The following is a 15363-nucleotide window of genomic DNA, read 5'->3' as shown; positions in this document are numbered from 1 at the left end:
ACAACCCTCCGGCCGCCGCGACGACGCGCCCTCACACGGCCGTCACCCGCCCCGGATGACATCCGTCATGGGCTGCCCTGGCCTGCAGCCCCCGGACCCGCGCCCTCGCCGCCTCGCAGACAAGCGGACGGGCAGACGGGCAGACGGGCAGACAGGCAGACCATGGCGCGTTCGTGAACGGCCGCGGCTGCGGCGATGGCCAGTCGATGACGATCATGTCGGCTCCGCCCAGAACCGTCTGTCCGGGGCATCGGAGGTGGTCAGGATGAGATTCCCGTGCCATTCCAGAACAGGAACCCCATGAGCGATCTCTCCGGCGGCCTCCTCGGCCAGGAGCCCCAGCAGCCCACCCGATTCATCGCGCCGGACCGTCGGGCGAACCTCGCCCGGCAGCGTCGGATGAGCCGCCGGATCTTCACCGGCGCCTCCCTGACCACGCTCGCCACGGCCGGGATGCTCGGCATGCAGCCGGCCAGCGCCGAGGGGACCTGGCGCGAGAAGGATCCGTTCACGCTGGGCATCGCCTCCGGGGACCCCACCAGCAGCTCGGTGGTGCTGTGGACGCGGCTCGCCGTGGACCCGCACGTGCTCGACGGCCGCGGCGGCATGCCGAGCCTCCCGATCGACGTGCGTTGGGAGCTCGCGAGCGACGAGCGCTTCCGGTCGATCGTGCGCCGCGGCACCGAGACCGCCCGTCCCGAGGAGGCGCACAGCCTCCACGTGGAGCTCGAGGACCTCCCCGCCGATTCCGAGTTCTTCTACCGGTTCCGCACCGGGCGCCACGTCTCCCCCGTGGGCCGCACGCTGACCACCCCGGCCAGCGGCAGCACCCGGAACCTGCGGATGGTGCACCTGTCCTGCTCCCACTGGGAGGGCGGCTGGTTCACCGCGTACCGGCGCGCCGCCGAGGATCGCCCTGACCTGGTGTTCGGGCTCGGCGACTACATCTACGAGGGCGGGCCCGGCACCGGGAAGATCCGTACGCACCCGAACAAGCTGTGCACCACGCTCGAGGACTACCGGCTTCGGTACGCGACCTACAAGACGGACCCCGACCTGCAGCTGCTGCACGCCACTGCGCCGTGGATCGTCACCTGGGACGACCATGAGATCCAGGACAACTGGGCCGGTGAGTACCCCAAGGACGGCGTGCCCACCGACGCGTGGGTGGCCCGCAAGATCGCCGCCGAGCAGGCCTACTACGAGAACATGCCGCTGCGACGCTCGAGCGCCCCGACGGGCTCGTCGATCCAGCTGTTCCGTCGGCTGAGCTGGGGCGATCTGGCCACCTTCCATGTGCTCGACACCCGGCAGTACCGAGACCTGCAGGCCTGCCACGACGGCGGGAAGACCTGGTGGTTCACCGACTGCGAGGAGCAGGCCGATCCCTCCCGCACGATGCTCGGCGACACCCAGGAGCAGTGGCTGCTGGACGGCATGACGGACTCGAGCGCGACCTGGCAGCTGCTCGCCCAGTCCGTCTTCTTCGCCAAGCGCGACAACGCCGCCGGGCCCACCACCACGGTCTCCTCGGACGGCTGGGACGGCTACCGGCCCAGCCGCAACACCCTCGTGGACGCGTTCTCCGAGCGTGGCGTCGCCAATCCCGTGGTGCTCACCGGGGATGTGCACGTCCACTTCGCCAACGAGCTGAAGGCCGACTTCCAGGATCCCGATTCCGCGACCGTGGGCGTGGAGCTCGTGTCCACGTCGATCACCTCGGGTGGCGACGGCAGCGACGTCGTGAACGGCGAGGAGGTCGTCCTCGCCGAGAACCCGCACATCAAGTACATCCGCGGGCGCCGTGGCTACGTGCTCTCGGAGTACTCGACCGACGAGCTCCGCGTGGACTTCAAGACGATCCCCGCAGTCACCCGACCGGACGCGGAGGTGAGCATCGACCGCACCTACCTGGTGCCCGCCGGGGAGCCCGCCCTTCACGAGGCGTGACCCTCTCGGGACGCCCCTGACCTGCACGGCCGACGGGGCCGGGTCCGGCAGCCGACGGGGCTGGGTCCCGCAGCCGACGGGCGCGCGGGCCCGTCGGCCAGCGCGGGCCGATCGCCGTCGGCCCGGCGCGGGCCGGTCGCCGTCGGACCTGCGGGGATCACAGCGCGAGGCCTGTGCCGGCACCGGTTCCTCCCGTAAGGTGGGGAGTTGCGAGCGCCGGTCGGAGCACTCGCCCCTCACCGTCCACGGAGGATCGCGATGCCCTCGCCGCAGCTCGCCGCCGCACCGGCCGCGCCCGCTGCACCCCTCCCGGCCGCTCCCGCCTCCTCGGCCACCGGCACCGAGGCTTCCCGGCGTCTGCTGCAGCCCGAGCCCGACTCGCGCCCGATGACGCTCTGGGGGTCCTCCTCGATGAGCTCCGAGGGCGGCGCCGAGGCGACCCCGCTGCCCGTGCGGATCCACGAGCACCTGGCCCTCTCGGCCTCCCCCACCCCGGTGCGGGCGTTCGGCGTCGGCGCCACCCGTTCCGCCCACACCCTGCTGCTGCGCGGGCTGGACACCCCGCGGCTGAACGCCGTCGGCGACTCGGAGGCGGACTCGACGTCCGCTCCTGCCCGGCTCGAGGTCACGCTGGATTCCGGCCTCGCGCCGAGCGGTCCGATCCAGGTCCCCGGCACGGTCGGCGGGCTCGCGGGGACGCTCGACGGCAGCAGCGGGACCTGGTATTTCACGCCCGACGATCCGGTCGGGATCGGGGCAGACGACCTCTCCACGGCGGTGTCGGGCGGCGTCTTCACGTCGTCCCTCGCCGAGGTCGGGGCCTCGGCGCGTCAGGTGCTCTGGATGGGCAAGAACAACATCCTCGACACCTCCGGGGTGCTGCGGGACGTGCAGCGCATGTGGGATGCGGCAGAGACTCCGGAGGCGGACTCGCTGGTCCTCGGCCACTGGTGCACCGAGCACGACCCGCACGGCTCCGCGACCGGGGACGCGGTCGCCGCCGTCAACGCGGAGCAGGCCCGCCGGTACGGCGACCATTTCCTGGACCTCCAGCAGCTGCTCACCAGCGAGGAGGGCCTGCACTGCTCCCCGCTCGCGCCGCTGCAGCTGCTCGCGCAGGGCGCAACGCAGGATGCTCTGGATCGCGGCGTGGTGCCGCCGCTGCTCATCGCCTCGGACGGCATCCACCTCAACGGCTGGGGCAACCTCGCCGTGAGCTGGGCGATCGTGCGCCGGATGAGGGAGCTGCAGTGGCTGTGAGACGACCAGCCCCGCCCCGGCTGCGGGTGGGCCGGCCGGGTGCCCCCGCCGTCGGGCGGACGACCGGACCGACGACCGGACGGACGACCGGGCGGCCGGTCATGCCCGCTGCCGCCCCTCCGACCGTCCCGGCCGACTCTGCCGGATCGCCGGTCCCGCCCGTCGCTGCCCGGCGCCGACCCGGGCGTCGTTCCCTCCTGCTCGCCGGGGCGGCTGCGGCCGCGGTGACCGGCGCGGTCGGCGCGGGGGCCCTGCTCACCCGGTCCGGTGCGCCCGCTCCGCTCGCCGCGGCACAGGGCGGCGCCGCCTCCGCCCTCAGCCCGTTCTCCGACGTCGAGGACGGCGCGGAGGGTGTCGACGCCATGGTCTGGGCCGACGAGAACGGCGTGCAGCCGGCGCTGGACGGGAACTCCTACTCCCCCGGTGCCGCCGTCATGCGCGGCGACCTGGCCCTCGCCCTGCACCGCTTCGCCGGGTCCCCGGCCGTGCCCCTCGACGGCACACCCGCGCTGATCGTCGACCTCGGCGAGGATCCCGATCGCGCGGCCGCCCTGCTGTGGCTGCACGGCCGCGGCGCCCTGTGGGGCGACGCCTCCCTGAAGGTGCATCCGGAGGATCCCGCCACCCAGGACTGCACAGCCAGGCTGCTCACCGCCCTGCTGCGCCCGGCACTGGCCGGGATCGGCGCCTCATGGGATCCGACGAACGATGCATCGCCAGCCGGAGACTCCTCGTCGGCCCTCGCCGACGCCTCCTGGCTCGAGGCGGCCGGCATGCTCGCGGGCACCCTCACCGCCTCCGACTGGTCCGGCACGGAGGGCGTCACCCGCGGCGAGCTCGCGGTGACGCTGCACCGCGCGGACTCCGTGATCGCCTCCGCCCTCGCCTGACGGCGCCTCCCGCTGATCTCCTGTCCGCTCCGGGCAGATATCCCCTCGACGTGGCGCCGCTCACCCCTAGAGTTGGAACATGCCTTCGACTCCCGCTCATGCCGCCTACCTCCGCCACCCCGACGTCCGTGGCGATCTCGTCGCCTTCACCGCCGCGAACGACGTGTGGCTGGCCCCGCTCTCCGGTGGCCGGGCCTGGCGCCTGACCGACGAGGGCGCCCCGGTCGCCTTCCCCCGCTTCTCGCCCGACGGCACGCACGTCGCCTACACCTCCCGCACCACCGGCGGCCCCGAGGTGTGGGTGATCGCGACCGAGGGCGACACCGCGCCGCGCCGGCTGACCGCCTGGGGCAAGCCGTCCACGAAGGTCGTCGGCTGGTTGCCGGATGGCCGCATCGTCGCCACCACCAGCTACAACGCCCCGATCGCCCGCGATGCGCAGCTGTGGGCGATCGACCTGGACGGGAATGCCGAGGTGCTGCCCCTGGGCCGCTCCGGCGAGGTCGCGATCCACCCGTCGGGCACCACCGTGGTCGCCACCCCGTGGCGCCGCGACCAGGCCAGCTGGAAGCACTACCAGGGCGGCACCGCCGTGAAGCTCTGGGTCTCCCGCGAGGACGTCGCCCTCGATGCCCCGGTCGCCGCGCACGCCGCCCGCTCCTGGGAGCCGCTGCTCGAGGACATCCTCGCCTCGACGCTGTGCATCTCCTGGTACGGAGATCGCCTGATCTTCGCCTCGGACACCCCCGGCCCCGGCGCGGCCCGCACCGACCGCGCGAGCGCGAACCTGTGGTCCGTCGCGGCCGACGGCACCGACCTGCAGGTCCACACCTCGCTGACCTCCGAGGAGGGCTACCTGCGCGAGCCCTCGACCGACGGCACCACCATCGTGTTCACCTCCCGCGGTCGCCTGTTCGCCCTGGACTCCCTGGACGCACAGCCGCGCGAGGTCGAGATCCTGGCCTCCGGCGTCGGTGCGGCGCGCCTGCCCCGCCCGGCCCCCGCCAGCTCGAACCTGCTGGCCATGCGGCCGGTGCACGACGCCCGCTCGAGCGTCGTCGAGTGGCGCGGCGGCGCCCACGCCCTCACCCACCGCGGCGGTCCGGCCCGGCTGCTGGCCGGCACCTGCGGGCTCCGCCTGCGAGAGGTGCGGCCGCTGGGCCGGTCCCCCTATGCCCTGCTGGTGACCGATGCCGAGGCGCTCGCGGACCGGGAGCACGGCGGCGTCGGCTCCGACGTGCTCGCGCTCGCGCGGCTCGACGGCGGCGGCGAGGAGATCCGCTTCGACCTCGGGGACGTGGGCCGGATCCTGCACGCGATCCCCTCCCCCGACGGCTCCAAGATCGCGATCTCCACCCACGACAACGTGGTGCGCCTGGTGACTCTGCGCGGCCTGACCGATCCGGCGCGCACCTCGCACTCCGCGAAGGCCGTCCCCGGTGGCGGAACCAGTGCCGGAACCGACTCCGGGACCGAGGTCCTGGAACCCCCGCGGCTGGACCAGGTGCGCGAGGTGGGCCGCTCCAACGGCGGCGAGGTGCAGGACCTGGCCTGGTCGCCGGACGGCCGCTGGCTGGTGTGGAGCGAGCCGAACTCGTGGATGCTCAGCCGCCTGCTGATCTCCGACACCGAGGACGCCGAGCCGATGGGGCGGGCCCTCACCTCGGGCAAGTACCAGGACGCCGCCCCGGCCTTCAGCGCGGACGGCAAGCACCTGGCGCTGCTCTCGCTGCGCACCTTCGAGACCGTGTACGACGACATGGTCTTCGACCTCGGGTTCGTCAACGCCGAGCGTCCCTTCCTCATCCCGCTCGAGCGCTCCACCCCGGATCCGTTCGGTCCGCACCCGGACGGCTGGAGCAGCAGCGCCGCGGAGCCTGCGACGAAGGACCCGGCAGGGCACGGCGCCCTGGCCGAGGGCGCCGGCGGGCCCGGCACGGCCGCCCACGGGAACGACGCGCAGGGGCCCGGCGCACAGGGACCCGGCACCACGCGCGCCGGCGGCGCCCTGGCCGCCGCCCCGTCGGCCCACCCGGCGAGCGCGACCAGCCCCTCGGGCACCGACGAGGCGACCGCGCCGCCCGCCACCCGCGTCGACATGGACGCGGTGGAGGCACGGATGGTGCCCTTCCCGGTGGTCTCGGGCTCGTACTCGCACCTCACCGCGGTCAGCGGCGGCTTCGTGTGGCTGCGCCATCCCCAGCAGGGGGTTCTCGGCACCACCCGCGCCGGCGTCGAGGGCGAGGCCCCCGGACCCACCCTCGAGCACTGGAGCCTCGCGGACCGCAAGCTCACCGTGCTCGCCGAGGGCGTCACCGACCTCGAGGCCTCCGGCGACGGGGAGACCCTGGTCCTCAAGCAGGGCGAGAGCTGGGTGCAGGTCCCGTCGACCCGAAAGGTCGAGGACGAGGACCCGGCGCGCGTGGTGATCGACACCGGGCGGCTGCGCCTGTTCGTCGACCCTGTCGAGGAGCGCCGCGGGATGCTCTGGGACAACTACCGGATCATGGCGCAGCAGTACTGGCGCGCCGACATGGACGGCATGGACTGGCACGCGATGACCTCCTGGTACGACCCGGTCATCGAGCGTGTGGTCACCGACGACGACTTCCAGGACATGATGTGGGAGGCCCAGGGCGAGCTCGGCACCTCGCACGCCTATGTGCAGGGCACCCCGTACCAGGCGGACCCGCCGATGCTGCCCGCCTACCTCGGGGCGGACATCGAGCACCGCGACGGGCGCTGGGTGATCACCCGGATCCTGCCCGGTGACTCCTCCGATCCCGACGCCCGCTCCCCGCTGCTCGCCCCCGGTGTGGCCGCAGAGGTGGGCGACGCGATCGTGCGCGTGGACGGCCGGCCGATGGGCGAGGCCGGGACCGGCGTGCAGGGCCAGCTGGTCGGCTCGGCGAACACCCCCACCGAGCTCGTGCTCGAACGCGACGGCGTGGAGCGCCGGGTCGCCGTGACCCCGCTGCCCGACGATTCCGCGCTGCGCTACCAGGCGTGGGTCGCCTCGCGCCGCGCCCTGGTCGAGGAGCTCTCGGGCGGTCGCCTCGGCTACCTGCACATCCCGGACATGGTCTCCTCCGGCTGGGCGCAGATGCACCGTGACCTGCGCGAGGCCACCACCAAGGAGGGCCTCGTGGTGGACGTGCGCTACAACAGCGGCGGCCACACCTCGCAGCTGGTCACCGACCGGCTCGCCCGGCGAGTGCTCTCCTGGGACTACCCGCGCCATGAGACGCCCGGCACCTACCCGCAGTTCGCCCCGCGCGGCGCGGTGGTGCTGGTGACCAACCAGGAGGCCGGCTCGGACGGCGACATCGTGGGCGCCGTCTCCAAGGCGATGAAGATCGGGCCCGTGATCGGCACCCGCACCTGGGGAGGCGTGATCGGCATCGACGGCCGCTACGACCTCGTCGACGGCACGGGCGTCACCCAGCCGAAGTACGCCAGCTGGTTCGAGGGCGTGGACTGGGAGATCGAGAACTACGGCGTGGACCCCGACATCGAGGTGCCGCTGCCGCCGAACGCCTGGGTGGGCGGCCAGGACCCGCAGCTCGAGCGCGGGATCACCGAGGCCCTCGACCTGCTCGCGCAGAACCCGGCCTCGACCGCGCCCCCGCTGCCCGCGCCGCGCTTCGGGCGCCCGAAGGGCTGACGGGCTGGTCTGTCCCGCGGGTCTGATCTGCGGGTCTGATCTGCGGGTCTGATCCGATCACACCGGTGCCGGCCACCCGTGCGGAATCCTCCGTGCGGGTGGCCGACCGTCTGCGCAGGGCGAGCAGTCCGTGTGAAGCCGACCGCCCGCGCGAGACGAGCAGCCAGTTCGAGGCCGGCGTCTGCGCGACGTCGGCGGCTCCTGGCTGCGTCGCTCAGCCGCGGTCGGCCGAGGGGAGGTGCTCGGCGATCGCGGAGAGGTCGTCGACCAGGCGATCGGCGTCCCTGCCGGCGATCGCGTCGATCATCTGCGCCTCGATCCGGCGCACCGAGCCGTCGGCCTCGGCGAGCAGCGCGCGACCCGGCGCGGTGAGCTCCGCGGGGCGGCGCCGGCCGGTCGGGGCGACGTCCTCGCGCGCCACGAGGCCCCGCTCCTGCAGCGACTTCACCACGGAGTTCATCGACTGCGCGGTGACGAAGACGCCCCGGGCGAGCTCGGCATTGGTGAGCGGTCCCGAGGCCAGGAGCTCGAGGCACGCGTACTGCGGGACGGTGAGCCCGAGCGGCCGCAGCGCCCCGTCCATGCGGGAGCGCAGAGCGGACTGCGCCTGCTTGAGCACGTAACCGAGACGTCGCGCGAGATCGGGGCCGCCGGCGTCATCGGCTCCCTCGGCGTCGCGGACGAGGTCGGCTCGGGTCGGGTTGGGAGTCTGCATATCAACATCTTGACATACCCCGTCGGGCGGCGTTCGATATAAGGGTCCTGACATTCAGGAGTTCCGATCCCAGGAGGACCCATGACCACCACCGGACCCGACTTCCTCGCCCTCCAGGTCCGCGACCTCGAGGCCGCGGCCCAGTTCTTCGAACGGCACCTGGGGATGACGCGCGCACCGGCAGGCCCTCCCGGGGCGATCGTGTTCGAGACCGACCCGATCCCGTTCGCCGTGCGCGAGCCCCTACCCGGGGTCGACCTCGACGCCGCCTCCCCGCGCCCGGGTGTCGGGGTGGCGATGTGGTTCGGCGTCGACGATGCGGAGGCCCTGCACGACCGGCTCCTCGCAGCCGACGTCCAGATCCTCGGCCCCCCGAGCGACTCCCCGTTCGGACGGACGATCACCTTCGTGGGCCCCGAGGGCTATGTGCTCACCGCCCACACCGCCGCACGCTGATCGGCCCGATAGCCACTGCTCAGCGCAGGGCATGGGCGGCGATCTCGGGGTACCGGACTGCGAGGTCCTGGCGCTGCACCGGCCCGTCGACCCACCCGATCCGGGCATCGCGCGCGGCGGAGCGCGCGACGGGGTGGGTGCCGTCGGGCTGGAGGTCACGGGCGATGATCTCGTTGCCCAGGGCGATGCGCTCGAGCGGTGTCAGCGGGGCGTCGACCGGCGAGCGGGGGCCGACGATCCGGGCGGCGAGCAGGCGCGTGAGCGCTCCGAGGGCAACGGTGACGACGGCGATGAGGAGGATGGGGGCGAGGCCGATCAGTGCGGAGAGCATGCTTCGATCCTGTGCCCACCCTCCCGTAAGCACAAGCGATGATTCGCTCTGCACTGTTCAGCCCAACTGAACGGATGTAGGCTCGCGGCATGCTCGATCCCGTGAAGCTCCGCGTGCTGCGCTCCGTCGTCGAGACGGGCAGCATCCGTGCCAGCGCCGAGGCGCTCGGCTACACCCCGTCGGCCGTCAGCCAGCACCTCACGAGCCTGCGCCGGGAGACCGGCATCGAGCTCGTCGAGCGCTCCGGCCGAGGCATCGTCGTCACCGCCCACGCCCGGATCCTCGCCGCGGAGGCCGGGGCGGCGCTGGATGCACTCGTGGCCCTGGAGCGCACCGTGAAGGATCTGCGCTCCGGCCGCACCGGCACCCTCCGCCTGGGCTACGCGACCTCGATCGCGGCGACCTGGATCCCCGAGCTCGCTCGGGACGTGCGCCGCGCCTACCCGGACCTGGGGCTCGAGCTCGCCCTGCGGGACTGCAGCTGCGAGGACCTCGCCGAAGCCGGCATGGACATCGTCGTCGGCGAGGGCACGGGCCCCGTCGAATCCGTCGACTGGGAGATCCACGAGATCCTCGAGGAGGGGTACGTCGCGCTCGTGAGCGTGGACCACCCGCTCGCGACGCGGCCGACGGTGCAGCTCAAGGACCTCGCCGAGGAGTCCTGGGTGACCGACGATCCGCTCGAATCGTTCTGGTTCGACCGCATAGGCGCCGCCTGCCGAGCCGCCGGGTTCTCCCCGTGCGTCGACGTGAACCCCAACGACTTCCCCACGGTGCTCGGCTTCGTCGCCACCGGCGACCACGTGAGCGTGCAGCCCTCGGTCATCGCCCAGAACCTGCGCCCCGACATCGTGGCGATCCCGCTGTCACCACCGGCACCACGGCGTCGGCTGAGAGTGCAGGTGCGGCGCACCGTCGCCCGGAACCCGGCCGCGCAGTACATCGTCCAGCGCATCCACGCCGTCGCCGCCAAGCGCGCCGCCGAGATCCCGGGCGTCACGCATCTCGTCGAGAGGGCCGCCTGACCCCGGGGCCCTGCCCGGATCTGTGCCTGTCAGCTGACCGGGTGGACAATGGCAGGACGTCATCGCCCGCATCGCCGCAGCTGCCGTGATGCCCGGAAGGAGAATCCCGTGAACGAGCTCAGCATCGACCAGCGCATCGCCGACCTCCCCGTCGCCGTGGACCTCACCGAGGATGCCGTGATGCTCGAGGTCGACCTCTCCGGCACCGCCGAGCAGATCTGGGCGCACCTCACCGATCCCGAGCTCCTGGCCACCTGGTCCCCGATCGTCCCCGAACGCGCACTGACCGAACCAGGGCCCGTGCTGAGCAGGGAGAACCCCGAGGACGACCCGGTCTCCGTGGACGTCCTCGCCACCGCCGGGGGCCATGCACTGACCCACCGCTGGGGCGACTCCGTGCTCGAGTGGCTGGTCGACGAAGCCCGGGTGACGCTGCTGATGAAGCTGGCCGATCCGCAGCACGCGCCGATCTACATCGCCGGCTGGCAGGTGTGCCTCGGAGTGCTCGACGCCCGCCTGGACGGCATCGACCAGGCCCGGATCGTGGGCATGGACGCTCTCGAGCACGGCTGGACCCAGCTGCGCGACCGCTACGCCGAGGAGCTCGATCTGCCCGATCAGCCGGAGGTCTGACCTGGCGGATCGGCGGCCCCGCAGGCCTCCCGCACAGCGCGATCACGGACGGGACGGGACGGGCTCAGCGCGCCTCGAGGTGCAGCTCCACCTCGACCTCGTCGCCCACCGCGACCTGCTCGGCGCGATGCACCGCGACCTTCACCGGCACGAGGTATCCGCCGTGCCGCGGGAACAGCGAGGTCGTGAAGTCGGTGCCACCGATGCGCGCCGTCACGGGGAGGCAGCCCCAGCCGTAGGTGGCCTCGCGGGCGATGGAGGCGATCGCGTCAGCCTCCTCGTCGGGCACGCGCGCGAACACGAACGGGGCGGGGCCGCGCCATTCGATCGTCGTCGCCGTGAAGAAGAGGTCCACGTCCCGAGCGTAGACCTCCTCATCCGAGCGCGCCCCGGCCCCTGTCCCGACGTCCGACGACGGGACACGGAGGCACGGGACCTTCGCCCCCACCGGCTGGCCCCCGTGCGCCTACCATGGAGGTATCGGCGATGGCTTCGTGTTCGGGGGCACCGTCGTCGGTCACCGAGAGCCCCCGGGCGCAGGAGGCTGTGATGCACGACGACGACCGCACCTCGGGAGCTCCCTTCCCCGTCGACCCGGCAGACCGCCCGCTCGGAGTCCTCGTCGGCTTCGACGGCTCCGACCAGTCGATCCAGGCCCTGCACTACGGGGCGCGGGCCGCCCAGCGCCTCGACTGCCATCTGACGGTGCTGAGCGCGTACACGGAATCGTCGATGATCTACACGAACCTCGCCTCCCTGCCCTCTCCCCCGGACGAAGCCGTCCGCGAGACGGCGGCGCAGGGCGTGCTCGAAGGCGCACGGGAGGAGCTGCGCGGCTATCCCGGCGAGGTCGACTTCTGCACCGCGGAGGGCGACGCCGCCGGTGCGCTCGTGCACCAGTCCTCCCGGGCACAGCTCGCCGTCGTGGGCGCCCGCGGACGGGGCGGGTTCGTCGGCCGCCTCCTGGGCTCGGTGTCCTCGGCGCTGCCCGCCCACGCCCATTGCCCCACCGTCGTCGTCCCGCGCCAGTACGAGATCGGCACCGGAGAAGGCGCCGCACGCTTCGCTCCCCTCGCCGATGACGCGCCCGTCGTGGCCGGGGTGGACCGCTCCGAGCGCAGCGATGTCGCGACGCTCCTCGCGGCCCAGGCGGCGCATCAGCGCGGTGCGCCCCTGCACCTGGTGATGACGATGCCGCCGCCGGAGTCGTGGGGCGTCTGGTACGCGGCGATGGTCCCCGAGCAGTCCGTCATCGACCAGCAGCTCGAGCAGCTCACGGACGAGCTGGAGGCCTTCGCGGAGCGTCTGCGCGGGCAGTTCCCGGGCCTGGTGGTCACCTGCGAGGCCGAGCTGGCCGACCCCGCCACGCAGCTGCTGGACCGCTCCGCCGGGGCCCAGCTGGTGGTCGTCGGCACCCGCGGGCACGGCCGGATCGCGAGCGCTCTGCTCGGATCGGTCTCGCGCTCCGTGCTGCAGCGCGCCGAGAGCCCCGTGATGGTGGTCCCGAACCTGGATCTCGAACATCTCGAGGACAGTTCTCTCCGGCCCCGCTGAGAAAGGGCAGAATAGGGGTCGTGACCTCCAGCCGATCTCCCCTGCGCCTGCTGCGCGGGGGCGTCGCCGCGACGCTGGCCACCCTGGTCGCGCTCGGCGGCCACCTGGTGGGCGGCGGCGCGATGCCGTCATGGCTCGGCATCGCGCTCCCCTGGTGGCTGTCCGTCGCGGCCTGCACGGTCCTGGCCGGCACCCGGTTCTCCCTGCCGCGGATGCTCACCGCCGTGCTGGCCAGCCAGGCCCTCTTCCACGGACTGTTCATGGCCGGCACCCCGGGTGATCCCTCAGTGCAGATGGTCGACCCTCCCGGGTCGCACCTCGGGCACGGCGCCCATCATGCAGGGGCTTCGGCCGCCGCCGCGGATCTCCCGCACGCCGCGCACGAGAGCTCGCAGGGGGTGGGTCTCGCGGCCGAGCACGCCCTGCACGGCAGCGGCGGCGATCTGCGGATGCTCCTGTGGCACGTGATCGCTGCGGTGGTCACAGCCCTGGTGCTGCATCGCGGCGAGTCGATGGTCATGGGGTCCTTCACCCTGGTGGCCCGCCTGCTCCGCGTCCTCACCCGGCATCGGGTGCCGTCGTCGGCCCCGGCCCTCGTGCTGCCCGCCCCCGCGCGAGTCCTCCCCGTCGCCGTCCCGGTGCGCCCGCGTCGGCGCGCCGTCCTCTCCCCCCAGCTGCGGCGCGGTCCGCCCCTGGTCCTGGCCGCCTGAGCCCTGCCGACGCCCCGCGTCGCCGCTCCGACGGCCCTTCGGTCGATCACCCGGCCCCGGCACCATCGCCCGGGTCGGTTCCCCGCGCTCCAGCCCGCCCACGCTCCGGCGTGCCCTCGCCCCGGCGAGCCCACGCCCGGCGAGCCCGCGGCCGCTCCGGCGCCCTTCCGAGAGGACCCCTCCATGTCTGACGCTTCCCGCTCTACCCGTACCACCCGCACCCCTGCCCGCGCTGCGGCCAGCTCTGCCGCACTGCCCCGTCGTGCGGCCCTCGTCTCCCTGCTCGTGCTCCCCCTGGCCGCCTGCGGTGCAGGGGCCGACGACGGCTCGGGTGCCTCCGACGAGGCCGCCTCGGACGGGGGCGGCGCCACGGACGGCGCCGCCGGCCCGGGATCCGGCACGATCTCAGTCACCGACCCCTGGGTGAAGGCCGCCGACGACGGCATGACCGCCGCCTTCGGCACCATCACCAACAGCACGGACGCCGACCTCGTGCTGACCGCGGTCACCACCCCCGCCACCGACATGGTGCAGCTGCACGAGACCACCTCCGACGGCTCCGGAGGGATGAGCATGCAGGAGAAGGAGGGCGGCTTCCCCCTGCCCGCCGGCGAGGACCTCGTGCTCGAGCCCGGCGGTGACCACATCATGCTCATGGACCTGCCCGAGCCCCTGCAGCCCGGCGACACGCTCGAGCTGACCCTGGTGTTCTCCGAGGGCACCGAGCAGGCGTTCACCGCGACCGTCAAGGACTTCACCGGGGCCCAGGAGCACTACGCGCCCGGCGAGGACGACGAGGACATGTCGGGCATGGCCTCCGACGGCGGCGGCGAGCACGAGGGGCACAAGTGACCTCCGCGCCGCGGGGTCCCGCGCGCCCGGGCCGACGGCAGCTCCTGCGCGCGGGCACTGCCGGCGCCGGGGTGCTCGGGGTCGGCGCGGCCGCGATCGGTCTGGACCGAGTCGTGCGGACTGATCCGACGGGGAGTGCGTCGGCCGGATCGGAGGCGTCGGCCGGAGCTGCTCCGCAGGGTGGCGTCACCGTGCCGTTCCACGGCGCCCACCAGGCGGGGGTGGAGACCCCCGCGCCCGCCTCGGCGACCTATCTCGCCCTCGACCTGCACGACGAGGTGGACCGGGAGGGCATCCTGCGGCTGCTGCACCTGCTGACGGACGACGCCGCCCGCCTCACCCAGGGTCGCGCCGCCCTCGCCGACACCGAACCGGAGCTGGCCGCCGAGCCTGCCTCGCTGACCGTCACGGTGGGCTTCGGTCCGCGGCTGCTGGAGAGGGCTCAGAGGGAGGTGCCCAGCTGGCTCGCCCCGCTGCCGGCCTTCGAGATCGACGAGCTCGAGGAGCAGTTCACCGGCGGTGACCTGCTGCTGCAGATCGCCGCCGAGGATCCGCTGACCGTGTCCCATGCGGCGCGGATGCTGCTCAAGGACGCCCGTTCCTTCACCCGGGTGCGCTGGGTGCAGCGAGGGTTCCGCCGTTCCCCGGGCATCCAGGCCCCGGGCACCACGATGCGGAACCTGTTCGGGCAGGTCGACGGCAGCGCGAACCCGCAGCTGGGCAGCGAGCACTTCGCCAAGGTGGTGTGGATCGGCGAAGGCCCCTTCGCCGGCGGCACCTCGATGGTGATCCGCCGGATCCGGATGGACATGGACCGCTGGGACGAGGCCGATCGCTCCGCTCGCGAGCAGTCCACCGGCACCCGGCTGGACGACGGGGCACCGCTGAGCGGCGGCACCGAGTTCTCGCATGCCGACTTCGAGAAGGTCTCCGAGAACGGCTTCGCCGTGATCCCCGAGTTCGCCCACATGCGTCGTGCCCGCGGGGTCGACGACGGCGAGCATCAGGAGATCTACCGCCGGCCGTACAACTACGACGTGGCCCCGCCGGCGGGATCCACGGCGATCTCGGAATCGGGGCAGCTGTTCGTCGCGTTCCAGGCGGACCTGGCCGGGCAGTTCCTCCCGATCCAGCAGCGCCTGGCCCAGCTGGACCTGCTCAACGAGTGGACCACTCCCATCGGCTCGGCCGTGTTCGCGATCCCGCCGGGCTGCACCGAGGGCGAGTACCTGGGGCAGTCCGTGCTCGAGTAGCCGACCCCCGGCTGCCGGTCCCCCGCCGGATCGCAGACGCCAGTGCGCGCTGGGCTTCCCCGCACGGAAG

14 protein-coding genes are annotated in these 15363 nt (G+C 73.2%); 11 read left to right on the top strand and 3 right to left on the bottom strand.

Features of this window, described 5'->3' with window-relative positions:
• Positions 1-300: 300 nt before the first annotated feature.
• The 4 genes from ACT3UL_RS05535 (at position 301) to ACT3UL_RS05520 (ending at position 7764) form a co-directional block, all read left to right on the top strand.
• The gene (locus ACT3UL_RS05535) at positions 301-1950 is read left to right on the top strand and encodes an alkaline phosphatase D family protein (RefSeq protein ID WP_444577144.1); all 1650 of its coding nucleotides are present in this window, start codon (positions 301-303) and stop codon (positions 1948-1950) included.
• A gap of 258 nt (positions 1951-2208) precedes the next feature.
• The gene (locus ACT3UL_RS05530) at positions 2209-3210 is read left to right on the top strand and encodes a hypothetical protein (protein WP_444577143.1); all 1002 of its coding nucleotides are present in this window, start codon (positions 2209-2211) and stop codon (positions 3208-3210) included.
• A gap of 101 nt (positions 3211-3311) precedes the next feature.
• A complete protein-coding gene (locus tag ACT3UL_RS05525) occupies positions 3312-4100 on the top strand; it encodes a hypothetical protein (RefSeq protein ID WP_444577142.1) in 789 nt (262 codons plus the stop codon).
• Positions 4101-4179: 79 nt separating this feature from the next.
• On the top strand, positions 4180-7764 hold the full coding sequence (locus ACT3UL_RS05520) for a S41 family peptidase (RefSeq protein ID WP_444577141.1): 3585 nt from the start codon (positions 4180-4182) through the stop codon (positions 7762-7764).
• A gap of 214 nt (positions 7765-7978) precedes the next feature.
• On the opposite strand, the gene ACT3UL_RS05515 is transcribed toward ACT3UL_RS05520, so the two are convergent.
• Positions 7979-8479 (bottom strand): MarR family winged helix-turn-helix transcriptional regulator, encoded by a 501-nt coding sequence (locus ACT3UL_RS05515; protein ID WP_444577140.1) that lies wholly within the window; start codon positions 8477-8479, stop codon positions 7979-7981.
• Positions 8480-8560: 81 nt separating this feature from the next.
• On the opposite strand from ACT3UL_RS05515, the gene ACT3UL_RS05510 reads away from it, so the two are divergent.
• Entirely contained in the window at positions 8561-8935 is a 375-nt protein-coding gene (locus ACT3UL_RS05510; protein ID WP_444577139.1) for a VOC family protein, read from the top strand.
• A 19-nt stretch (positions 8936-8954) separates the two neighbouring features.
• Here the strand turns inward: ACT3UL_RS05510 and ACT3UL_RS05505 are convergent, their stop codons facing one another.
• A complete protein-coding gene (locus ACT3UL_RS05505) occupies positions 8955-9266 on the bottom strand; it encodes a hypothetical protein (protein WP_444577138.1) in 312 nt (103 codons plus the stop codon).
• A gap of 89 nt (positions 9267-9355) precedes the next feature.
• On the opposite strand from ACT3UL_RS05505, the gene ACT3UL_RS05500 reads away from it, so the two are divergent.
• Positions 9356-10291, top strand: coding sequence for a LysR family transcriptional regulator (locus tag ACT3UL_RS05500; protein WP_444577137.1), 936 nt, complete (start codon positions 9356-9358; stop codon positions 10289-10291).
• Positions 10292-10399: 108 nt separating this feature from the next.
• Entirely contained in the window at positions 10400-10924 is a 525-nt protein-coding gene (locus ACT3UL_RS05495; protein ID WP_444577136.1) for a hypothetical protein, read from the top strand.
• A 64-nt stretch (positions 10925-10988) separates the two neighbouring features.
• Here the strand turns inward: ACT3UL_RS05495 and ACT3UL_RS05490 are convergent, their stop codons facing one another.
• Positions 10989-11279, bottom strand: a complete 291-nt coding sequence (locus ACT3UL_RS05490; RefSeq protein WP_444577135.1) for a DUF1905 domain-containing protein — start codon at positions 11277-11279, stop codon at positions 10989-10991.
• Between the two features lie 194 nt (positions 11280-11473).
• Between ACT3UL_RS05490 and ACT3UL_RS05485 the strand changes: the two genes are divergently transcribed.
• The 4 genes from ACT3UL_RS05485 to ACT3UL_RS05470 all read left to right on the top strand — a co-directional run bounded on the left by ACT3UL_RS05485 (position 11474) and on the right by ACT3UL_RS05470 (position 15293).
• Positions 11474-12478, top strand: coding sequence for a universal stress protein (locus ACT3UL_RS05485; protein WP_444577134.1), 1005 nt, complete (start codon positions 11474-11476; stop codon positions 12476-12478).
• 20 nt (positions 12479-12498) lie between these two features.
• Entirely contained in the window at positions 12499-13188 is a 690-nt protein-coding gene (locus ACT3UL_RS05480) for a hypothetical protein (protein WP_444577133.1), read from the top strand.
• A gap of 183 nt (positions 13189-13371) precedes the next feature.
• Entirely contained in the window at positions 13372-14040 is a 669-nt protein-coding gene (locus ACT3UL_RS05475; protein ID WP_444577132.1) for a copper chaperone PCu(A)C, read from the top strand.
• Positions 14037-15293: a Dyp-type peroxidase gene (locus ACT3UL_RS05470; RefSeq protein ID WP_444577131.1), complete on the top strand. Its 1257-nt coding sequence runs from the start codon at positions 14037-14039 to the stop codon at positions 15291-15293. Before ACT3UL_RS05475 ends, ACT3UL_RS05470 begins: the two co-directional genes overlap by 4 nt.
• Positions 15294-15363 lie beyond the last annotated feature (70 nt).

Source organism: Brachybacterium sp. 107 (genome assembly GCF_052379725.1).
Taxonomy (GTDB): Bacteria; Actinomycetota; Actinomycetes; order Actinomycetales; family Dermabacteraceae; genus Brachybacterium.
Note: the sequence above shows the minus strand (reverse complement) of the source record. Positions and strands in the feature narration are given on the sequence as shown.